21 protein-coding genes and 5 pseudogenes are annotated in these 21,968 nt (G+C 39.0%); 20 read left to right on the top strand and 6 right to left on the bottom strand.

Translation table 11 applies throughout. The features are described from left to right. Window positions 1-105: 105 nt before the first annotated feature. Window positions 106-362, top strand: a pseudogene (locus ACYQ03_RS13050) (P-type ATPase actuator domain-containing protein); the annotation flags it as partial. Here ACYQ03_RS13050 and ACYQ03_RS13045 read toward each other — a convergent pair. After that, complete coding sequence (locus tag ACYQ03_RS13045; RefSeq protein WP_459910360.1) at window positions 325-678, bottom strand: TetR/AcrR family transcriptional regulator; 354 nt, start codon at window positions 676-678, stop codon at window positions 325-327. The pseudogene ACYQ03_RS13050 and the gene ACYQ03_RS13045 sit on opposite strands and share 38 nt — an antisense overlap. 261 nt (window positions 679-939) lie before the next feature. Between ACYQ03_RS13045 and ACYQ03_RS13040 the strand changes: the two genes are divergently transcribed. The 7 genes and pseudogenes from ACYQ03_RS13040 (at window position 940) to ACYQ03_RS13010 (ending at window position 5,995) form a co-directional block, all read left to right on the top strand. Further along, complete coding sequence (locus tag ACYQ03_RS13040) at window positions 940-1,311, top strand: ArsR/SmtB family transcription factor (protein ID WP_459910359.1); 372 nt, start codon at window positions 940-942, stop codon at window positions 1,309-1,311. Between the two features lie 167 nt (window positions 1,312-1,478). After that, window positions 1,479-1,700: a cation transporter gene (locus ACYQ03_RS13035; RefSeq protein WP_459910358.1), complete on the top strand. Its 222-nt coding sequence runs from the start codon at window positions 1,479-1,481 to the stop codon at window positions 1,698-1,700. A gap of 122 nt (window positions 1,701-1,822) precedes the next feature. Then, entirely contained in the window at window positions 1,823-3,667 is a 1,845-nt protein-coding gene (locus tag ACYQ03_RS13030) for a heavy metal translocating P-type ATPase (protein ID WP_459910357.1), read from the top strand. 171 nt (window positions 3,668-3,838) lie between these two features. Further along, a complete protein-coding gene (locus ACYQ03_RS13025; RefSeq protein WP_459910356.1) occupies window positions 3,839-4,723 on the top strand; it encodes a phosphatidylserine decarboxylase in 885 nt (294 codons plus the stop codon). Continuing rightward, window positions 4,710-5,005, top strand: a pseudogene (locus ACYQ03_RS13020) (response regulator transcription factor); the annotation flags it as partial. The gene ACYQ03_RS13025 and the pseudogene ACYQ03_RS13020, both read left to right, overlap by 14 nt. A gap of 7 nt (window positions 5,006-5,012) precedes the next feature. Then, window positions 5,013-5,090: pseudogene (locus ACYQ03_RS13015) on the top strand (hypothetical protein); the annotation flags it as partial. Then, window positions 5,087-5,995, top strand: a complete 909-nt coding sequence (locus tag ACYQ03_RS13010) for a CsxC family protein (RefSeq protein ID WP_459910814.1) — start codon at window positions 5,087-5,089, stop codon at window positions 5,993-5,995. The pseudogene ACYQ03_RS13015 and the gene ACYQ03_RS13010, both read left to right, overlap by 4 nt. Window positions 5,996-6,260: 265 nt before the next feature. Here ACYQ03_RS13010 and ACYQ03_RS13005 read toward each other — a convergent pair whose 3' ends face one another. Beyond that, the gene (locus ACYQ03_RS13005) at window positions 6,261-7,526 is read right to left on the bottom strand and encodes an HYR domain-containing protein (RefSeq protein ID WP_459910355.1); all 1,266 of its coding nucleotides are present in this window, start codon (window positions 7,524-7,526) and stop codon (window positions 6,261-6,263) included. A gap of 552 nt (window positions 7,527-8,078) precedes the next feature. On the opposite strand from ACYQ03_RS13005, the pseudogene ACYQ03_RS13000 reads away from it, so the two are divergent. The 11 genes and pseudogenes from ACYQ03_RS13000 to ACYQ03_RS12950 form a co-directional block, all read left to right on the top strand. Beyond that, window positions 8,079-8,349: pseudogene (locus ACYQ03_RS13000) on the top strand (transposase); the annotation flags it as partial. A gap of 214 nt (window positions 8,350-8,563) precedes the next feature. After that, entirely contained in the window at window positions 8,564-9,583 is a 1,020-nt protein-coding gene (locus ACYQ03_RS12995; protein WP_459910354.1) for a helix-turn-helix transcriptional regulator, read from the top strand. A 46-nt stretch (window positions 9,584-9,629) separates the two neighbouring features. Next, the gene (locus tag ACYQ03_RS12990) at window positions 9,630-10,388 is read left to right on the top strand and encodes a hypothetical protein (RefSeq protein ID WP_459910353.1); all 759 of its coding nucleotides are present in this window, start codon (window positions 9,630-9,632) and stop codon (window positions 10,386-10,388) included. A 318-nt stretch (window positions 10,389-10,706) separates the two neighbouring features. Further along, a complete protein-coding gene (locus ACYQ03_RS12985; RefSeq protein ID WP_459910352.1) occupies window positions 10,707-10,904 on the top strand; it encodes a hypothetical protein in 198 nt (65 codons plus the stop codon). 105 nt (window positions 10,905-11,009) lie between these two features. After that, complete coding sequence (locus ACYQ03_RS12980; protein ID WP_459910351.1) at window positions 11,010-12,113, top strand: ankyrin repeat domain-containing protein; 1,104 nt, start codon at window positions 11,010-11,012, stop codon at window positions 12,111-12,113. Window positions 12,114-12,176: 63 nt separating this feature from the next. Continuing rightward, the gene (locus tag ACYQ03_RS12975; RefSeq protein WP_459910350.1) at window positions 12,177-12,383 is read left to right on the top strand and encodes a 5'-nucleotidase; all 207 of its coding nucleotides are present in this window, start codon (window positions 12,177-12,179) and stop codon (window positions 12,381-12,383) included. A 3-nt stretch (window positions 12,384-12,386) separates the two neighbouring features. After that, window positions 12,387-13,706, top strand: a complete 1,320-nt coding sequence (locus ACYQ03_RS12970) for an NAD-dependent protein deacylase (protein WP_459910349.1) — start codon at window positions 12,387-12,389, stop codon at window positions 13,704-13,706. Window positions 13,707-13,764: 58 nt separating this feature from the next. Next, window positions 13,765-14,175 (top strand): hypothetical protein, encoded by a 411-nt coding sequence (locus tag ACYQ03_RS12965; RefSeq protein ID WP_459910348.1) that lies wholly within the window; start codon window positions 13,765-13,767, stop codon window positions 14,173-14,175. A 551-nt stretch (window positions 14,176-14,726) separates the two neighbouring features. After that, window positions 14,727-15,326 carry a glycosyltransferase family protein gene (locus ACYQ03_RS12960; protein ID WP_459910347.1) on the top strand — a complete coding sequence of 200 codons (600 nt, stop codon included), beginning with the start codon at window positions 14,727-14,729 and terminating at the stop codon, window positions 15,324-15,326. Further along, window positions 15,305-15,925 (top strand): UvrD-helicase domain-containing protein, encoded by a 621-nt coding sequence (locus ACYQ03_RS12955; protein WP_459910346.1) that lies wholly within the window; start codon window positions 15,305-15,307, stop codon window positions 15,923-15,925. Before ACYQ03_RS12960 ends, ACYQ03_RS12955 begins: the two co-directional genes overlap by 22 nt. Before the next feature lie 675 nt (window positions 15,926-16,600). Beyond that, window positions 16,601-17,368, top strand: coding sequence for a DUF7973 family transport facilitator (locus tag ACYQ03_RS12950; RefSeq protein ID WP_459910345.1), 768 nt, complete (start codon window positions 16,601-16,603; stop codon window positions 17,366-17,368). Window positions 17,369-17,462: 94 nt separating this feature from the next. Here the strand turns inward: ACYQ03_RS12950 and ACYQ03_RS12945 are convergent, their stop codons facing one another. After that, window positions 17,463-18,470, bottom strand: coding sequence for a permease (locus ACYQ03_RS12945; RefSeq protein ID WP_459910813.1), 1,008 nt, complete (start codon window positions 18,468-18,470; stop codon window positions 17,463-17,465). A gap of 155 nt (window positions 18,471-18,625) precedes the next feature. Here ACYQ03_RS12945 and ACYQ03_RS12940 point away from each other — a divergent pair. Beyond that, window positions 18,626-18,694, top strand: a pseudogene (locus tag ACYQ03_RS12940) ((2Fe-2S)-binding protein); the annotation flags it as partial. Window positions 18,695-18,727: 33 nt separating this feature from the next. On the opposite strand, the gene arsB reads toward ACYQ03_RS12940, so the two are convergent. The 3 genes from arsB to ACYQ03_RS12925 form a co-directional block, all read right to left on the bottom strand. Further along, on the bottom strand, window positions 18,728-19,780 hold the full coding sequence (arsB, locus tag ACYQ03_RS12935; protein ID WP_459910344.1) for an ACR3 family arsenite efflux transporter: 1,053 nt from the start codon (window positions 19,778-19,780) through the stop codon (window positions 18,728-18,730). A 16-nt stretch (window positions 19,781-19,796) separates the two neighbouring features. After that, window positions 19,797-20,168, bottom strand: a complete 372-nt coding sequence (locus ACYQ03_RS12930; RefSeq protein WP_459910343.1) for an ArsR/SmtB family transcription factor — start codon at window positions 20,166-20,168, stop codon at window positions 19,797-19,799. Between the two features lie 528 nt (window positions 20,169-20,696). Next, the gene (locus ACYQ03_RS12925) at window positions 20,697-21,968 is read right to left on the bottom strand and encodes a sensor histidine kinase (protein WP_459910342.1); all 1,272 of its coding nucleotides are present in this window, start codon (window positions 21,966-21,968) and stop codon (window positions 20,697-20,699) included.

Raw genomic sequence — 21,968 nt, 5'->3', positions numbered from 1 at the left:
GCAGATGAGACGGAACTTGGAGTGGACACAGATAAAGATAAAAAGGAACAAGAAATGAAACTGTTATGGAAATAGTTTATTATAGCTGCCATATTTACAGTTCCGCTACTATATGGTGAAAGTATCCCAGTAGAAAAAATGTGGGGGATAAGATTATTGGGGCAAGTATCAATAAAAACGGTACTATAAGATATAAAGCTACTAAAGTTGGTAAAGATACCGCCCTTGCTCAAATCATAAAATTAGTTGAAGATGCACAAGGTTCTAAAGCACCAATTGCCAAAATGGCAGATGTTATTTCTGGTTACTTTGTGCCAATAGTGATCACTTTGGCAACGGTTTCCGGTTTAGCATGGTACTTCTTTTAATATCCCGTTTGCAATCTTTTAAGTGATATAAAATGTGCGTTATTTTAGCTTCCAGGTCATTATTGGCATAGGTAAAATCATGAGTGCTCTCAGAAATTAGGTCTTCGGAGAAGATGTGGTCAAATATATCACTGCATAATGCCTTCAATAAATCGTCTTTGGTTTCAAAGTGGGAATAAAAGGTACTTCGACCAATATTGGCTTCATCTATGATATCCTGCACCGTAATTTTAGAATATCTCTTATGTGCCAAAAGTGAACTGAAAGCACTAAAGATTAATTCCCTCGTTTTTTGAATTCGTCTATCCATATCCAAACATCCTTTCCGTACAGTAATAATATTTTGTTCGGTATCTTACATTTCAGCTTCTTTTGATTATGGTTGTTTAATATAAAAACAGTATACTAGTTAAGATTTTTAAATAAAGTTCTAAATTTATTTAAATGCGTAAATACTTGAATACTTGTTCATGTAACTATTGACACATATCAAAATAGGAATATAATAGAATCAAAACATATGAGTAACCGCTCAAACGTGTACACAAGTTGTTGTAGGGGAGGTCTGAATGTGGCAAAACAACAGAACCCAATTGAAAGATGCTCTTGCGATGTAATACATGAGGAAGTCGTAAACCAAGTGAAAGATAAAATGCCTCCAGAGGAAACCCTCTATGACTTGGCGGAACTCTTTAAGGTATTTGGAGATTCAACACGAATCAAGATACTATGGGCCTTAGATGAAGCTGAAATGTGTGTTTGTGACATCGCTGTCTTGTTGAATATGACACAATCGGCAATTTCACATCAACTTAGAGTTTTAAAGCAAGCTAGTTTGGTAAAAAACAGAAGGGAAGGTAAAGTGGTATATTATTCTTTGGATGATGAGCACGTAAAACATATTTTTAATCAAGGTTTAGTCCATATCAATGAGGGCGAGTAACGACCAGTGCCTTGTTGGGTCTGACTATTTTGGTTAACTAACTAACGAGTTACTCCGCTATATGCCATCTTATCATGCTAATGGGTCATGTCTTTTTTTGGGCTCAAATATGAACATATAAGTAAATATTCAAATGACGCAAAAAACTAGGAGGCTTTAGAAATATTATGAAAAAGAAATTTTTACTGGAAGGTTTGGATTGTGCAAATTGTGCGGCAAAAATGGAGAAGTCTATTAGTCAATTGGAGGGTGTTAAAGAAGCTACTGTTAATTTTATGACTCGCAAACTTGTTATTGAGGGTGAAGATGAAAAGATGTCTGCCATTGTACAGGCGGCGGAAAAAATCATTAAAGATCTTGAACCAGATACCATCCTGAAAAAGGCTTAACTTCTAAACATCCTATTTTTTTAATACAAAATATGAATACGTGCTCAATCATTCATTCATTTAAATACATACAAGATCTCAAGTCTGATACAGGATAATATGAGCGATAAGGAAGTGTAGTTATGAGAAAACGCCTTTGGCGAATCATTCTTGGTGCAGTATTTTTTATTGCAGCAGCAATAATGAATCCAAATACCGAATGGTTTAAGGTTGCTTTGTATGGGATCAGTTACATCATTGTAGGTTGGGATGTTGTTATAAAAGCCTTTAAAAACATTATTAAAGGTAAGGCCTTTGACGAAAATTTTTTAATGACTGTAGCCACAATTGGTGCAATGCTAATTGCGGAGTATCCAGAAGGTGTTGCAGTTATGCTATTTTATCAAGTAGGAGAGCTATTTCAAAGCTATGCAGTTGATAAATCAAGAAAATCAATCGCAAGCCTGATGGATATTCGACCGGATTACGCCAATGTAAAAAGAGGCGATGAACTGGTTAAAGTTGACCCGGATGAAGTACAAATTGGAGAACTTATTGTTATCAAAGCAGGAGAAAAGGTCCCACTTGACGGTAAAGTGATTGAGGGAAGTTCAATGGTTGATACGTCAGCCCTTACTGGCGAGTCTATTCCCCGTGAAGTAGAAGTGGGAAGTGATATTTTAAGTGGATGCATCAACCTTAATGGAGTTATTACAGCAAGGGTTACAAAGGAATATGAAGAATCTACTGTAAGTAAGATTCTTGATTTAGTTGAAAATGCAAGCAGTAAAAAATCACATTCGGAGCAATTTATTACGAAGTTTGCCAGGTATTATACTCCAGTGGTTGTTATAATAGCAATTTTCCTTTCTATTATCCCGCCACTTGTTCTAGATGGTGCCACCTTTAGTGATTGGATATATAGAGCATTGTCATTTCTGGTAGTTTCTTGTCCTTGCGCCCTGGTTATATCGATTCCTTTAAGTTTCTTTGGAGGAATAGGTGGGGCATCGAAAAAGGGAATATTGGTAAAAGGAAGCAATTACTTAGAAGCATTAGCAGAAACGGAGATTATTGTATTTGACAAAACCGGAACCCTTACAAAGGGTGTATTTAAAGTACAGGAAATTAATCCAGAGGGAGTTTCTCAGGAGGAACTATTAGAGTTAACAGCATACGCAGAAAGCTACTCAAACCACCCCATTTCCAACTCTTTAAAACAAGCCTATGGCAAGGAATTTGACAATAGACGTATTGCAGATTTAGAAGAGATTTCGGGTTATGGTGTTCTTGCAACAGTTGATGGCAAAAAAGTCATGGCCGGAAATGGTAAGCTCATGAAAAGGAAGAATATTTCTTACTATGAAGGTGAGTTTATCGGTACAGTTGTGCACGTGGCCATTGATCAACGATATGCTGGGTATATTGTTATTGCCGATGAAGTAAAGGAAGACTCAGCTCAGGCCATTAAAGAACTTAAGAACGCGAACATTAAACAAACTGTGATGTTAACAGGTGACACTAAAAATGTTGCTGCAAAGGTTGCCAAGGAACTGGGTATTGATACAGTATATTCCGAGCTGTTGCCAGGAGACAAAGTAGAAAAGGTAGAAGAATTATTCTTACAGAAATCGGGAAAGGGTAAACTTGCCTTTGTAGGTGATGGTATTAACGATGCCCCTGTTTTGGCCCGTGCAGACATTGGTATCGCAATGGGTGGTTTGGGTTCCGATGCTGCCATTGAGGCTGCAGATCTTGTAATAATGACCGATGAACCTGCTAGAATTGCTACAGCAATAAGAATTTCTAAAAAGACGCTGGGAATTGCCCGGCAAAATATAGTGATTGCTATTGGTATAAAAGTAATCGTTCTTATTTTGAGTGCTTTAGGAATAACGACTCTGTGGGCAGCAATATTTGCAGATGTAGGTGTTACGATCATTGCTGTACTAAATTCCTTCAGAACACTAAATGTTAAAAACCTATAAGGGTGGACAATTTCAAGGAGTAGCCGACAACCTTTATACAACTTCTGATTTCGCTAATATAGATTGAGCAAAATAGTTTAGAATGATACACTTAAGTTCGGGGACAATTTCAAAGGATTTGTCCCTATTTTGTTTAGTAATTATCCCGCTTCTGTAGAGAGAGGTTACATTATGATTAAATTTTATAATAGAGGAACTAAGAAATATGAAACTGAACAAGTAGTTGGAGATACATATCTTAAGTGGACTTATGCTTCACCTGTTGGGATGAAATTTTTGGAATTAATTATTAAGAAAAAGCTTTTTTCTAAGCTATATGGTTTCTACTGTGATAGAAAAATGAGTAAAAGAAAGATTAAGTCTTTTATTAGGCATTATGGCATAGATATATCTTTATGTGAAAAAAGCCTAGATCAATTCGAATCATTTAATGATTTTTTTACTAGAAAACTGACTAGTGAGGTAAGACCTATAGATAGCGCATTAGGCTCACTAATATCTCCTGGTGACGGCAAGCTGGTAGCCTATGAGAATATTGACTTAAGTAAATTAGTTCAAATTAAAGGTTTTACATATAGTCTTCACAATCTTATCGGTGATCCAAGTAAAGTAACACAGTTTTCAGAAGGTATCTGCTTAATTCTGCGACTCAGTCCAACAGATTGTCATAGGTTTCACTTTATAGATAATGGTATATGCGAAGAAACAAAAAAAATAAAAGGAGTTTATTACTCCGTAAATCCCATTGCACTAAAGGCAGTAACTGAGCTTTTCTGTAAAAATAAAAGAGAATGGAGTATTTTTCATTCAGATAACTTTGGCGATGTATTATGTATAGAAGTAGGTGCAACCTGTGTTGGCTCAATAATACAAAGCTATGCTCCAGGAAAAAGAGTAAAAAAAGGTGATGAAAAAGGGTATTTTAAATTTGGCGGCTCTACTACCATATTGTTTTTTGAAAAAGGGAAAGTAAAAATTGATAAAGATATAATTGATCAGACAAGCAAAGGATATGAAACAAGGGTATTTATGGGCGAAAAAATTGGAAAACGATAAGATTACCGGGCTGACATTAGGTGCGGACGACTATATCACCAAGCCGTTCCGTCCATTGGAACTTATTGCCCGTGTCAAGGCGCAGCTCCGAAGATTTACCAAATATAATTCTTTAGAGTCAAACCCGGAAGAACACTTGATTGCCTTTCCGGCTAGGTATTGGACATGGATACCCATGAATGTACGCTGAATGAAAAAAAGCTATCTCTCACTCCTACAGAGTTTTCCATTCTTTGGGTCCTTTGTTCCAATCGCGGACGGGTGGTAAGTTCGGAAGAATTGCACTTGATCCGAGCAGCGCAAAAATGATTTAGTGGTTTACCTGGCTCATGATATAAAGACACCTTTGACCTCTGTTATAGGATACTCAACCAGAATGTAATAGCTCCACAGTGCCCATTAGGCTTTGTCAGGAAAAACATTGATTTCGCCACGCGTGATTGTTCAAATTCAAATGGAGTTTGTGGGGATATACGACACTGCACGGTGGATGTACCTTTCAACTGCACTACTATGGTATCCTTTAACGGAGCATTACCGGTGCTTCCCCAGGAGAACTCAAGCAATGAGTTTGGCTACCATCGTAAGCAAGAGCTTAAAGGAGCTGGTTTTGCCGAAAAGGATCACTTGTTGTCCTCTGACCTTTCGGAATTTAACCAGGTATCTGAAGAGTTTTTCACTGAACTTCCTTATTGTGAGCTTATTAATGCGAGCATGGTTGAATATAATGAGTACCTCAATCGCCAACGTCCGAAAGGTGTAGTTCCCTTCGAGGAACGTGAATTTCGGCAAATAGAAGAAAAAATGGTGTTAGATATAAACCTCAAAATCCTGCAGGAGCAACAGGTAGCAATACCTGCCCCGGCACCTACACCCTGTGTACCACTTGCTGAGTCCGGTGGCAGTGGGCAATTTACATTCCAACATTTTCTGGGAAACCAAGCTGGTTGTTTTGGTATAGCCTTTGCTTCAGTAGGATCACTTCATTTAAAAATCACCCTAAATGGGAGTACTTTTTTAGAGACTTACCTTTTTGGTGCGACTTCGTTTTCTGCTGGTTCTTTAGAATATGACCCAAATACAGACCCGCAAAACATCACGGTAGATATTGATGCAAGTGAAGGAAGCATCTGGACGCTGGCAATCTCTTGCCCTGGGCCTTGTCCTGATGACAGTGGTTTTGCAGTAAACCCCCTGGTAGCTGAAGAGATTGAAACAAAATTTGGTTCAAAAACTATTCGAATTGCCAAAGTGACGTCTGCTGTTAAGTAAAATTACCTCTCTGCATTTTTACAATTTCTCAAGAAAATTTAAGCTTGTTTTAAGGTTTGGCTTTTAAAATGAATTTATAACTCCTCGCTTCCATTAATATAGAAATGCTTATAGAGAAACGTCGCGTCTTTTGCGGCGTTTCTCTATGTCTAAAGAGATCATAAAGTAACATTTACTGGTGCTTATCTATAATATAAACTATATATCTCCGTGCGGAGGTGCACTATTATGTCAAATAATGATTTAATTTTGGTGAAATAGGATGTTACAACTCGTTTTCGACTGTGATTGCAAAGGTACAGGAGGATATATTGCCAGAATCATCGGTAGCTGTACAGGTGACTATGGTAGTCCCTAATGGGAAAATGGACCCGGGCGGTGGGGTGCAGGAAAAAGAGAAACCACAGTTATCCAATACAAAAGGATTCGGATAATCGACGGTTGTTGGTGTATCACTGAAAACTGTAATGTCTTCAGGACAGCTTATTTGTGGTGGTACGATATCCTGGACTGTGATTGTAAAGGTGCAGGAGGCTATATTGCCTGCTAAGTCGTTAGCAATGCAAGTGACAGTTGTAGTTCCCACATCGAAGAATTCTCCAGAAGGCGGATCGCAAGTAAATGATACAAAACCGCAGTTATCAGATAAAATAGGGATGTATTCAACGATTGCTCCACATGCATTAAAGTCACTGGGAACTGTTATGTCTGGACAGGTTATTTTCGGTGGTTCGGTATCTATGACGGTAATTGCAAAGCTACATGAGGATGTATTGTCAGATGCATCGGTAGCAATGCAGGTGACGGCGTTGGTTCCCACAGGGAAGAAAGAGCCGGAAGGTGGACTACAGGCAAAAGTAACACCAGGACAGTTTTCAAATATCAGAGGATTGGGATACAAAACGTTTGCTCCACATAGACCGGGGTCATTGGGAACTATTATGTCTTGAGGACAGGCTATTACTGGAGGTAAGGTTTCTCTGACCGTAACGGCAAAGGTGCATGAAGCCAAATTGCCAGCTACATCTGTAGCGGTGCAGGTGACAGTGGTTGTGCCTAAAGGAAAGGTAGAACCGGAGGGTGGGCTGCAGGAGAATGTGACACCAGGGCAGTTATCAAATACTATAGGATCAGGATATCCAACAATATCTTCGCATTGAGTAGTAATTAGTATCCGATCTGCAGGACAGGTTATTTGTGGTGGTTCGACATCTTGAACTGTAATGGAAAAGGTGCATGTGGCTATATTACCAGCGGCATCAACGGCAGTGCAGATAACGTTGGTAGTACCCACCGGGAAGAAGGAACCGGATGGCGGAGTGCAGGTAATTGTAACACCAGGGCAGTTGTCGGGTACAGTAGGATTGGGATAGTTAACGGTTGCCCCACATTGCCCCGGATCATTTGGCACTGTAATGTTTTGCGGACAGGTTAAGATTTGACATGGGTTAGTAATAACAGGGATATTCCTACATATTGGAACAACACTAGATTTAACCGTAACACAACTTGAAAGGAACTTGTTCATCATTGGTATTCCTCCCACTTAGAATTTTCTGGCAATTTATATTATGCAAATTGTGGCAAATTGCTACGAGATTCTTAAGGTCACGGTTGAGGTCTGCTAGAGAATGAGTGGGAGAAGGTGTCAGGCACTAAACAAATTAACTTTTGAATTGTGGTGAACTTTTATCGGTTTAATTAGGTAGGAGTTGATTTTTTTGGGCATATCCCAGTCCCAAACGATAGTATCTTTTTGAGCTTCTAAGATATTTTCACCAGAATCCCTATTCTGGCGAAGATTTGTCAAAACCATGGGAGTATGCCCTGGGGTAGGAAGAGTTAAATTCAGTAAATATATAAGTTAGAAACTAAAGTTCTTGTCACCTGTGTCAAATAAAAAAGCCTTTGTGGTTTCCCACAAAGGCTTTTGCTCTGGTGTCGAAGGCGGGACTTGGTCTGAAATGAAAATAGAAATAAAAAACCCGTAAATTAGCGAGGTCACAGAAAAAGTATCATTTTTTTAAAAAAGATAAGGAAGGGATAGAATGATAGATAACAATGATAATATAAATATTTTTCTATCAAAAAGTATGAAAAAACGGCTAATGAATTAGAAGATTTGCCATGTATGCTAAAGGCACGTCCATTCGGAATATTGAAGATCACATGAGAGATATCTATGGCGTGAAAGTCTCTGCAACAATGGTTAGCAAAGTTACTGATAAAATCCTGCCAATGATTGCAGAATGGACATTCTAATAGCCTATAAAGAGGGACTTTCAGGCTTTAGTGATGCTATTAACACTGTTTTTCCAAGAACTAGGATACAGTTATGTGTTATCCACCAATTGATCCTAAAAAGCTCAAAAACCCTCAGGCAATGTAAGAAACTAAAAAGAAGAAGGAATTTAGTAGAATTACGACGCCTGGGCATAGTGGTAAAAAAGAGCATTGGAGATTATATTAGTTATCTTCCTACTAGATCTGCTGGTAATATTGAGGAGGAAAATAGAGGTAATCCCAAATCATTGTCGAAAAATGAGAACATTCAGTAGATAATGGGAGGTGTCTGGAGTAGAAGATTATTCGGACGAAGTTGTGACAAAAAACTTTAGGCTTAACTTCATTGTTGATTATATTAATAAACAGACCCCTTACGGTGGGGTAACAATAAAAGAACTTATGAACAAATTTGGTGTTTCGGATTCACAAATCCATAGGGATTTAAACACTATTGGTGAGAAGATGGGATATTCCCTTCTTATTAAGAAGGTTAAAATCAAAAGACATTGGGTTAGCCATTACTATTTTGATAAAGTTCACTTACCAAGTATAAGTCCTGAAAAGGCTACGGTGATTTTTTTAAGTTTACTCCAGCAAAAGGGGTCAGCCCTTACTGGTTACATTAATGAGATTAAAGATATTCTAGTTACTTCGTTGTTTAAAAATAGATTTACTCTGGAAGAACAGGGTATAGAAACATTACAGAAACGAATTTACATGGTAGAAGAAGCTTTAACTGAGCCAGACAAAGTAGGGGATATCTTCGCTAAAATAATTCCCGCTCTAAAGAAATGTTATCGGTTAAAGATTTCATATTTCGGCGCATACAGACAAGGGGTAACAGAAAGGGAAGTTGAACCCTACGGGTTAGTTTGTAAAAGGCAAAATTGGTACTTAATTGCCTTTTGCTTACTAAGAAATAAGCTACGGGTTTTTAGGGTTGACCAGATACAAAATATTTTTCCTTTATCAATGTGCAAATTCCAGTATCCAAAGGATTTTGATTTAAATGAATATATGGCTAATAGTTGGGGTGTTATTAATGATAATCAAATATATGATGTTAAGTTAAAATTCCACCCTTCTATGTCATTTAGAGTTAAGAATTATATTTATCATTCTTCACAAATTCTAGATGAATTGCCGGATGGGTCAGTTCTAATTTCAATGAGGGTATGTGGGCTTGATGAACTAAAAACTTGGATTATCCAGTGGGGAAAAACCGTTGAGATTCTAGAACCGAAATCCTTAAGAGAAGAGATTTGTAAGTTTTGCAAGGATATTATAAAACTATATGATTAGAAAATTGTAGTATAAAAGTAGAGAGAGGATAAGGGGAGGGTGTAATTTGAAATTATTAAAGTACTTAGAATTATGGAGAAACTATTATTATCAAGCTTTAACCCAAGGAAAATATGTACCAGAAGATTCTTTCTTAAATAGTTATTATCATAGTTATTCTTCTAAAAACGATGAAACGAGACGATTAGATGAATATATGCCAGAACCTTACATAGGAAATTTTTCAACAGCGAAAATTGCTCACATCAACATAAACCCTGGTCCAATTATTGATTTTCAACATTGGACGGAGGGTGAGGTAGCAAAGAGTCTTCATGCTGAGATAATTAAGGGCAATAAGAATGTTTATGATGATTGGGCAAAAAAGTTTATCTATATGGATTTCGAGAACGATAATGCAGGAACAAAATTTATGGAACCAAGAGTAAAATACTTTGAAAGCGTTCTTGATTGTAAGCTTGGAAAAGATGATATCGTTAATATGGAGCTATATGCTTGGCATTCTGATAAGTTTGGAAAATTAAGAAACACGAGTGAAATTTTCAGGGAGTATATCCTTGAGCCTCTACTTGATACACAAGTAAAATATGTTTTTTTGTTAAGGAAACCTATAGTGGAGGCAACCATTAAAAGTGGGATTAATTTAATGAAAATTGAAGAACAGTGGTCTTCTGGGACACTAAGTGTTTACGTTGGTAAGTTTAGGGGGAAAATATTTATAGGTACTGTTAATTTTATGAGAGGGTATCCTGGAAATAAGATAGACCAGGACAAAATAGGTGAAATAATTACGGGTTTAGGTTAATTTAATTCATTAGTTGATACTAATCTATAGTTAATAATAAAAAGCGCTTGATAGGAGGATTTATTCTATTTATATTAGTCTTTCAGAATGATTCTGGAGGGCTTTCTTGTTAGTCAAAAACCCTTTATGCAAACTTTTAGCAAAATAGTAATCATTTAAAACTTTTTTAAAATTAATTTTTCACCACCCACATATTGTTGTCGGTGGTGATTTTTATAATTAAGAAAAATGATCTTTGAAAATTATATAAGGTGTTACAGTTGTGTGCCATGTCCTGTATCCCTTTTAGAGAAATTTAAATTAAGGGAGGAAGTATCAATGGGAACATGGAGTCGAGAAATGCAGGTTTGTGCATCTTGTAGATACTGGTGTGGAAAAAGGAAAATAGATTCCTGGGCCTGCAGTTTTGAAGTAATTGAATCAGAAGGTATTTGTAACGGTCCTGATGGCAGTTTTCGTAGTATGGTAATGTGGGGGAGTTCCTCCTGTGGTGAGTGGAAACCTTTTCGGGACTAGTGTAGACCAGAAATTTTTAAGCTTAGAAAAACGTTAGTTGTCTGCGGGTAAATGATTCTTAATTATCACCTCTAATATAGTATGTTTTTGAAAGGAGGTACCGGTTTGCAGGAAGGCAATTCAACTAATCAAAAAACACCATTTGGAAACCAGAAATTATTGGAAACAATTGCTGAACTGAGGAAGACAACTGTATGTGTTAAAAGACAAGAAACTTTAATTACTGCAGCAGAAAAGAGTCATGCTGAAGTGGTTCAAGCCTTTCTTCCTTCAGGTATAAATGTGTTGGAAAATGAATTAGGAAGGAAGTCACTTTACAAAGCAGTATATAATTGTCACGCCAGTGTAGTTAAAGTATTACTTAACTCGGGGGTAAACCCGAATGATTTATTTATAAGTAATAACGGAATAAAACAATCTTTCATTTATCTAAGTGTTTACAAAGGTGATATAGATACAACGACTCTACTCATCGAGGCTGGCGCAGATGTAAATATACCAAATGTTAATGGCATAACAGCCCTCATGACTGCTGCTTCAAAGGGACGATTAGATATGATGACAATGTTGTTACAGGCAGGTGCAAATATTTATCAAGAGGACTTATTGGGTGGCAATACAGCCCTTTGTTATGCAGCAAAGTCTAGTAATATCGAGGCTATTAGTTTATTACTTGAGGCAGGTGCAGAGATAAATTACCATAGCAAAGCTGGGGTAAGTGCGCTTACTTCTGCAGCAGGTGATGGCCAACTAGAAGCAGTTAAGTTTCTGCTTGAGAATGGGGCAGATATTAACGGTAGTAGTCAACTTTTAATCTTGCCTATTATACATGGCTATCATGAAGTAACTAAACTACTAATAAAATCTGGTGCAGACGTGAATACACGCTTTACCGACGGAAGTTTTCCACTTAATGTTGCCGCGGGTGTTGGTAATTTGGAAATTGTTAATCTTTTATTAAAAGCTGGTGCCGATGTTAATATGCGAGGAACTCATAATATTACAGCGTTATTAACTGCCGCTGAAAACGGTTTCTGTAATATTATGAGAGTTTTAATTGATAACAGGGCTAATGTTAATGCAATGGATATAGATGGTCATACAGCGATGTACTATGCAAAACGAGAGGAGTATCAGGATATTGTTATGCTCTTGAAACAAAGTGGAGGTAAAATTGACAAATCAAAAATTAGGAGGCTATATTTGTAATCTATTTGGGCAAGGTCTTAAAAGTAGTATTAAAAATTGGTGTTCATATGGAGGTGCGAAATAATGAGGCCTTCTCTAGACAATAAACTGGTGGTGGCTATATCCTCTAGGGCACTATTCAATTTCCTAAGCGGGCTCGATAATTCTCCCATACTTGAAAGATTCAAACCACATATCTTTTTTGATGATCAAAGAACTCATTGTGAAAGGGCATGTGGAATTGTTCCAACAGGGCACGTACCATATGGTGTTGACAGGAAGGTGATATAAATTTTGGTTGAATCTCATAAAGGTGGCAAAATAGAAGATTGGGACATTGGAAAAGGTCCGAAAGAATTGAGTGCAGTAGCTGACACAACGACAAAAAACCGGTATGAATTAATAAATACTCTTGCTGTTTGGCATACATCTGAAATGCACGAAATAGTGGGATTAATGCTTAAAGATTTGGCAACTAGCCAAACAATCGGCTACTCTTTTAGAGAAGCCTGGAGATTAATCAAAGAACATGGTAGTACCAACATCATTGCTGACGGAGAACAGAGGGGGATTTTAACAATACGTATGTTGACAACAAAGAATGGTTTGGCTTCACTTGATGACCCTCAATGGGCAATTTCAGTACTAACAGAACAAGACCAACCTCATACTGTTTATTCTAAATGTCTAATACAAAATATACCAAAGAGAATCAAAGCTGCCAGGTTATCCAGGTTTAGTAATGTTATGAGAAAAAGAGAAATAGTAGATACAAAAAAAGTAAAGGTCATGGAAGAAAATAATGAGCAAATAATAAATTACAAGAAATTAAGCGATTATATAAAAAAGGCTAAAAAAATTGTGGTTTTGAGTGGGGCTGGAATGAGTACAGAGTCCTTAATCCCAGATTTCAGATCTAGTAAGGAAAGTATTTGGATGAGGGATAAACTTTTATTAAGTCAAAAGACCAATTATCAATTAACAACTAGTCAAGAAGATTTTTGGAACTCCTTTAAAGAATTATTGTATTTGGTATTGGATGACTTTCTACCAATTAAAAGTAATAATACACTACTTGAATCCATTCGTTATTTTGAGCCCAATGTGGGGCATCAGTTTTTTGCTGAGTTAGAGCAACAAGGGAAAGAAATATTAATTATTACTCAGAATGTTGACGGATTACATACAAAGGCCGGAAATTCCAAAATTATTGAGTTGCACGGAAATATAAATAAGGTAGTTTGTCCCGTTTGCCAAAAACAATATGACTTGGATACAGTAATACAAGAAGATGTACCTAGATGCATAAATAAAGTAGGTAATAAATTTTGCCAAGCTATTCTTCGTCCGGATATGGTATTATTTGGTGATCTTGTAAATAATTTCGAAGAGGCTGTGGAAGAGGTTAAAAAATATACAGATTTATTAATTGTTGCTGGGACATCATTAGAAGTTTCTCCTGCTAACAAATTACCTTGCCTAGCCAAAGAGCATGGTATAAACACAGTAATGATTAATAAAGAAGAAACTCAGTTCGATTCCCTTTTTGATTTAGTTATTAAAGAAGAAATCGGAAAAACAGTTAAACAAGTAAAATCTTTTCTCCGTGATTAAAAGATTCTTTTTCTTTAGTTCTAATTTGATGAAATTGAATTGATAATGAGGTGTAAATATGAACCTACATCAAGAAAAGAACTTGTATAAATATATGGGTAAAACTTGTGAATATCATGTTTTCTTAAATGAAGAGAATCAATGCTATTATGAAATTATATTTAACAGTCAAGTTGAGATTTTTCTTAATAACAACTGGCAGAAAGCAATCTTTAAAAATGCATACCTTAGAACAGATTATAAGTGGGAGGTTTTTCTAAGGGAAAAGAAAGCAACAGTGATTGTACCAATGGGTACGAAAATAAGAATTAAAAAAGATTACTTAGAAAACAATCCCAGGAATGAACCTAAGATACTTGGAAGTAATATCGAATATATTAATTTTGTTAATAGCCATAAGCAAGCGGAATTACAAAAAATTCAACAGGTAATAGGCCAGATTTGGGGTTTAACTTTGGGGTGGGCCTAATAGCTGCCATTCCCCTTTGGTACATCAACCCCAACCCACATCCCCCTGCTCAACGTTTTGGGGCCAGGAGGCTTTCTCTTAAACCGTGTCGCACATCCAAAGGTGATAATAGTCAATTAAATGCAATCTTTTACTCATTTATATAGGAATTTAATTTACTCCTTGGTATGTAATAAATACTCGTCTATCCGCCCAAGAGGCGGTCTTGTTTTTTTAACAATGAACTTTGATTTGTAGGAAATATCACAAGACATATAAAACTTATCCAAAAATAGATACATTATTTTCAAACTCTTACACATTGCTGTCAGCCATATGGTGTAGATTTTAAAGAAAGATAACGTTAAATACGGGGGTGAATTATCCTGAACAAATTACTACTATCAGTTAAAAAGGCCTGTGAGAACTACCTTTTGCAGGAAAAATAACTCATCGTACCATCCTATTCTCATGGACATAGTTTATGTGAAGATTTGGCCAGGTTCGGCGGGGGGGTTAATCTGTATATCGAAACCATTAATGGTTTGGCACAGCGGGTTGCAGGGGTCCATATGGCCGCTAACAATATCACTCTGGTAAACGGCTCCTTGGTCGCCTCCATTATGGAGGATATTTTCAAAGACCTGGGGCAGATGGCCATAACCAGCAGCAGTATTCCTGCCGGAGCCTTTGTTTGCCCGGAGAAGGAAGCAGATATGCTGCTGCTTCTTAGAACTTATGAAAGCTATCTGGGGAAAAATAACTACTTAGATTGCCCCGGTTTACTGCAGCTTGCTGTTAGCCTCCTTGCTGGACATAAAATTCCCGCTGGTGACTCTGTCTACCTATTGCCCACCTTTATTAGACTTAATCCCCTGGAGCAACGGCTTGTAACACTAATGTCCCAGGATAAGCTGCTGTATTTGGAGACGGATATTATATATGGCTTTGACCCTGGGCTTATTAATACTTTAGATATCTCTGATACTAAAACTACTCATGTAAGTGTAACCCCTCTTTCAGATGTAGAGCGTCTACCTTGGCTCTACAGTGTAGATCAGTCACCGCCACCTGTCGGAGATGATGCCCTAAGCTGTTATCATGCCTCCTTAGTAATGATGATATTACTTTTCTCAGGCTGCTTGAGAAGATGGATAAAGAGGATGACGTAACTCAAAATCGTTGGCCAACTAAAGAAAACGCTCTAACAGCCAAGGAAAGGTATAAAGCCTTTAGGGAAAATTGTATCGTACCGACCCTTAAGGCTTGGGGTGAATACAGGCACGAACACCTAATAAACTTTGTGCTACCTGCGGTGGAAATCTATAACCAGCGGAAGCGGGAGTCCTCCTGGCTCAACTTTCAGGATTTGCTAATGCTGGCTGCAGCCTTGCTGAGGGATAATGCCGAGGTGCGGCAATATTTCCAGAAACGCTTTAGTCACCTTCTAGTGGATGAGTTTCAAGATACTGACCCCATTCAGGTGGAAATAATGCTCTATTTGGCAGGTGCTGACACTACCGAGAAGGATTGGCGCAAACTGATGACCAGACAAGGCTCGTTATTTATGGTGGGTGACCCTAAGCAGGCGATTTATCGAACGCCTATGGTATTAAGACAATCACCATACAGAAGCAGCCGGGTATTTTTTATTTGCTTGACCAAGGAAGCAACTTGTAGCCATGGATTTTTCCAGCTACAGTTGCTTCTATTTATTTCCCTGGCTTCCGCAAAGGTAATTTCCCATGCCAATACAACAATTTGGGTCTAAGATTCAATAAAAAGACAAAAATAGACGTCTCCAAACTCCAACTTGAAAAGATAAGTTAATTAATTTTAAAGTACCATGCTATGACGCATAATTTGTTGTGACGTATAAAAGTAGATGAGTGTGGAATGCTAAAATTAGTTTGTGAGGATCCCATCTTTAATTTAGAAAGCACTTTAACCCTACTACTGACTATTAGAAAGGGACATAAGTTACCATGTGGAGATACTGGCTGCGTTCATTGTTGGCTTTGGATTGATGAAAATAACTATGAAACTCTTTTCTAGATAGGCATTATCTCTGAATGATGCCTTAATAACTATATTCTGCTTTTTAATATTAATAGTCTTCCCTCGCTAAATTAGACATTGGGTTAGTAATAAACTTTTACTTTATCCAACACCCCCCTTTGAAAGACATATTTTATATTTTAACCGAGTGTCCATCAAGAGGATTTCACTCTAAGTTACATTTTGCTGTTTACCTTTCAAAATGAACAACTTACATAAACAAAAAATAATGTAGCCGAACTCAACACGAGCTATATAGATAACGTAGTAAACACTACTCATTCCAGTAAGGGGTGTCTCACTCAAAGAGCACACTTGATATAAAAATATAACGGTTTATATTACCGTTCATATTAGGATTCCAAATATATGACGAGGGGAGAATTGTATGTTAACATTAATTAATATTGCGGTAGCTTTTGGTGGAGGTATGTTTGGAACCGCAGTAGGTGCCTTAGCTGCATTCATATTTGCTGGTTTTTTTGTTATTGCGGGACTGAATGATCTGGCATTTGGGCCATTTATAGGTCCCCATGTGGCTTTTTCCGGTGCTGTCTGTGCTTCGGCTTTTGCTGCTAAACGAGGCTTAGAATCAGGTAAAGATATCATAACTCCTTTAATTAAGCTAAACGATGGAGCTGTTTTACTTGTAGGCGGAATATTTGGCGCTCTAGGTTATATAATTGCAAGCTTTTTAAATAATATTAATACACCAACAGATACTGTTGCATTAACCGTTGTTATACAACAAGTTGCTGCAGCTTTGATTTTTGGCAATAAGAAAATAATAAGCAGTTACAAATTACCAGACAGCAAAACGGCTTTTACTTTAATCTTGTTAGGGCTAGGTGCAGGGCTAATATCTGCTTATGCAGCTGTTGTTTTTAAAAATACAGTAATTGGTTTTGGGCTTGCAGCAGTTTCCCTTATTCTTGTGCAATTTATGGGTACGGGTCCTGTAACTCACCATATTGTATTACCAGCTGCGGTTGCTGCAGCAGCTGTTGGTAATATATGGATTGGGGGGCTATTTGGTATACTAGGAGCCTTACTAGGAGATTTTTTTGGTAAAACCTTGAATGAAGGTACTACCCACATTGATCCACCTGCTGCGACTATCGCTCTATTGACAGCTGTTGCGGTTTTATTGCTTTAATAAGAGGAGCAATATGGGTCAATCATCCTAGTAGATTAAAAAGCTCCTTCATTTCTTCGTTATAGGGCAATACGTTGGTGACAATGACAAATTGTTAGCCCCAGAATGTACCAAAAATCATACCTGCTAGAGTGGACATGATGACCACTAGCGTTACATAAACCGCTGTCTTTTTAGTGCCCATAATTTTGTGAATGACAATCATGCTGGGTAGGCTTAAGGCAGGACCAGCCAGGAGTAGGGAGAGGGCGGGGCCTTTGCCCATACCGCTACCTAAAAGCCCTTGTAGGATGGGAACTTCCGTCAGGGTAGCAAAGTACATAAAGGCACCAAAGACCGAAGCCAGTAGATTAGCGCCCAGGGAGTTGCCACCCACCAATTGAGCTACATACTGCCCGGGGATAATTCCGGCATCCAGACCAGGGCGACCCATTAAAAAGCCAGCCACCAGTACACCACCTAGTAGCAAGGGGAAGATTTTCTTAGCAAAGTCCCAGGTGGAATCGAGCCAACCGGTAATTTCACTGCGATCGAACCAAAGTTTTAACAAGATCGCTAGTAGGATGAGGAAAAAGATGGTCAAATACCAGTGTATCTCATAAACAGCATTGAAAAAGCCCACTGGCTCCGGCGGCTTTCCCCAAGCGGCAAAAATTAGAATGAAGACCATTAAAGCAAAGTATATGGCATATTGCCCCAGGGATCGCTTATCTTCCGGCGGGGGTGGTAAGGTGAGAGCTGCGGCCACCTTTTCTCGTTCTTCCTTAAGAAAAATGAGATGCATAAGTAAGCCGATGATGATGGAAAATATCACTGCGCCCACTGCCCGGGCTATGCCGATATCGGCACCTAAAACTCTGGCGCTTAGAATAATTGCTAAGATGTTTATGGCTGGGCCAGAGTAAAGAAAGGCTGTGGCCGGACCAATACCAGCACCACGGGTGTATATGCCTGCAAAGAGCGGTAGCACGGTGCAAGAGCAAACGGCTAACACCGTACCAGAAACCGAGGCTACGCCATAGGACAAAATTTTATTGGCTCCGGCCCCAAAATACTTGAGGACCGATGCCTGTGAGACAAAGACTGAGATAGCCCCTGCAATTATATACTAGGAGGTGTAACAGCATATGGGCTGTTGTGATCCGAAAGCCCAGAGATTGATTCTCATCCTTCAATTATATTCCAGACTCTGCCAACGGGAAGTATGCTGCGTCTCTGTGGGAATATTACAAGGGGCAAGGATAAATATTCAATTGATGCAAGCCTGCGATGCAATCGGTGATTGCTAGGGCGATTGAAATGAAAACCCGGAAGAGAACAAAGTAAAGTTCTTTTCCGGGTTGCTATTTTAAGGAGGTGTTATTTTACCGCGCCACTGGCAGTAAAGTATTTTTTCTTAAAGCCCAAAGCTACATTTACCAGAGCAATCATCACAGGCACTTCAATCAGGGGTCCAATGACTGCTGCAAAGGCCGCACCGGACTCGATGCCGAAGATGGCCACAGCCACCGCAATGGCTAGCTCAAAGTTGTTGCTGGCAGCGGTGAAGGCCAGGGTGGTGCTTTGGCCGTAGTTGACTCCGCTGTGCTTGCTCATGAAGAAGGACAGGAAGAACATGATGCTAAAGTAAATTAAGAGCGGAATCGAAATCCGTACCACATCCATCGGCAGTTCCACAATATATTTACCCTTTAAGGAGAACATAATCACGATGGTGAATAGCAGGGCAATCAGGGCCAGCGGGCTAATACGGGGAATGAATTCTTTCTCATACCACTCTTTTCCCTTGCGGGGAACTAGTAACGCCCTGGTTAACATACCACCGGCAAAGGGAATGCCCAGGTAAATTAGTACACTTTTGGCCACCTCGGCCATCGAAACATGCACTTCAATGGCTTCCATACCCAGCCAGCCAGGCACCAGGGTGATAAAGAAATAAGCGTAGATGGAGTAAAAGACCATTTGGAAAATGGAGTTTACCGCCACCAATGCAGCAGCGTACTCATTATCCCCTTTGGCTAAATCGTTCCAAACAATGACCATTGCAATGCAGCGGGCTAGACCAATTAGAATAAGTCCAATCATATAATCAGGATAATCCCGCAGGAAGGCAATGGCTAGGACAAACATTAGGGTAGGGCCAATAATCCAGTTTTGTACCAGTGAAAGCCCCATAACTTTACCATTTTTAAAGGCTTTACCCATTTCTTCATATTTTACTTTGGCTAGGGGTGGGTACATCATCACAATAAGGCCAACAGCAATAGGAATGGAAGTGGTGCCAATGGACATACTGTTTAACCAGTCGGCAATGCCGGGAAACACATAACCCAGACCCACCCCAATGGCCATCGCCAGAAAAATCCACAGGGTTAAAAATCGGTCTAGGGTAGATAGTCTTTTTTCTGCCATGTTGTCATAATCCTCCTTAGTAATCTTCTTCACAGACAGATTTTTTCTGACCCATCAGGTCACAATAATTAGGGGTCTCTCGTAAGGCCGAAGGTTTGATGTCAGAGGTCGTAGCTTGCAGTAATTCTCCTAAATGCTGATCCACCAGTGGATAAATCTGTTGCAAGCCACAGGTTTTCAGAGTGTACAGCACTAGTTTGCCGTGTTTGGTGTTTTCTATTAAGTCCGCTTGACGTAAAATTTTTAAATGGTGCGACACCGCTGGCTGGGAGAGGCTGAGGCCTTGCATGATTTCGCAAACACTCAATTCCTGTCCCGACAGCATTTGAAGAATGTTCAGCCGATGGGCATCCCCCAAAGCCTTATAAAGATTGACTAACTTTTCCATATCTCACCACCATATATATTTAAATTTATGAATATGATAACTCATTATATTACAAGTTAATGATATAATCAACTTAGAATACATTAACTTTTTTAACCATAACTTTACATAACCTTCATTGCTTTTTGAGACTGGTTTCTATAAATATTGAATAGTAAGTACCACTAAAACCTATATAAGGAGAATGTCGTTAGATTCCCAGGGTAACGTGGAAGTTGTGTTCTACCTGAATTTTCTCCAAGAAAACATAAAGCGTGGGACAATGTCCCACGCTTCATTTCAAGTGGTGTCGAAGGAGGGACTTGAACCCTCTGCATAAACCTGATTTTGCAAAAATATCGGACAACGCCCGGGTATTTTTGAAACCTTCAACCCTACACATCCAATTTGGTCGGTCGTATGCGGACGAAGTAGTGTGCTGCTAATAGTATTAACGGCTATAGATATAAATAATACATAATTTACCATTAATTCAAAAAGCTCTATCAGGGCTATCGCCAGGGCAGAGAAACAATGAAAAAAAGTCTTTTATGTAGTGGCCTGAAATATAAACCAGCCATCCTTGACCGAAAACTGGCATACACCGCCATGCTTTTCCACGATATGAGCCATGCTTTTTGTGCCAAAACCATGCCCCTGTTCTTTTGATACAGGAATGCCCTGATGGAATATCGGTTCTGTCTGATAGCTGTTGCGGATGTCAATGCACAGCTTATTATTCTTGGAATACACACGCAGCTTGATATAGCGTTCATTGCTGTCGGCTATATTTTCACAGGCATGTATGGAGTTTTCCAAAGCATTTGACAATAGTGAACAAAGCTCGGTGTCGCTAAACTGAAGCGAGTCAGGCAGCTTCGCTTCTACCGTCAATAGGATTTCCGATTGTTTTGCTTTGGAGGCGAAAGCGGACAAAATCAGATTGACGGTTTCATTTTCGCAAAAACGCATGGGAGTGATGGCGTCCATGTCGGACTGGGCAGTCCGTAGATACTCTTTGATCTCCTCTATGCGTTCCTCGGATGCCAGACCCTGTAAAAGAGCGAAATGGTGGCGCATATCGTGCCGATAGGCCACGGCATTCTGCTGCATCTGCCGCAGAGAAGCAAATTCTGTTTGTGCCTGCCGGAACTGCGTATCCAGCATATCCCGCTCTCTTTGGATACTTGCCTGTTTTTGCGTTTCGGCATAGTAAAGGAGGACAAACACAAAATAGAATGCCGATGTCACGAAGGGCATGAACTGTACAGCCGCGCGTGTTCCACTATACATAAAATCGGTGTAAACAGTGGCGGTATAGTCGAACAGATAGTAAAAAGCCGGCATGGCGCCAAACAGCAGGCAGGATTTAACGGAGCGTTCCATCAGATGCCGAACAGATTTCACCACATATTTTTGCAGGAAATAGTACATCAGAAACACAGCCGCAATATAGCTGACATGGTTTATGGAAGCACTGTCAAAAGCGGCGCCTGCGACACTGCCGATCCAACGGGGAGGCTGGCAGCACAAGAAGGAGACAAACACGCTGGTTACTGAAATCAGCCACGGGCGCTTTAAGTACACGATGATAAAAATAGCAACCGGCAAATGGGAAAGCAGCGGATATATTTTTATAGTCATGTCCATGCCCCAAATTCGCAAGCAGACTAGTTGCACAATAAATAAAACGACGGTAAAGCATCCGAAAGCCAGATAATTTTTCCGTGTACGCACCATTCCAGCGAAACTGACCGCAACCGCCGCACCGAATAACAGGGCAAACCAATAACGAGAGAATTCAATGAGAGTTTCTATCAT

Source organism: Desulfotomaculum defluvii (genome assembly GCF_054657375.1).
Note: the sequence above shows the minus strand (reverse complement) of the source record. Positions and strands in the feature narration are given on the sequence as shown.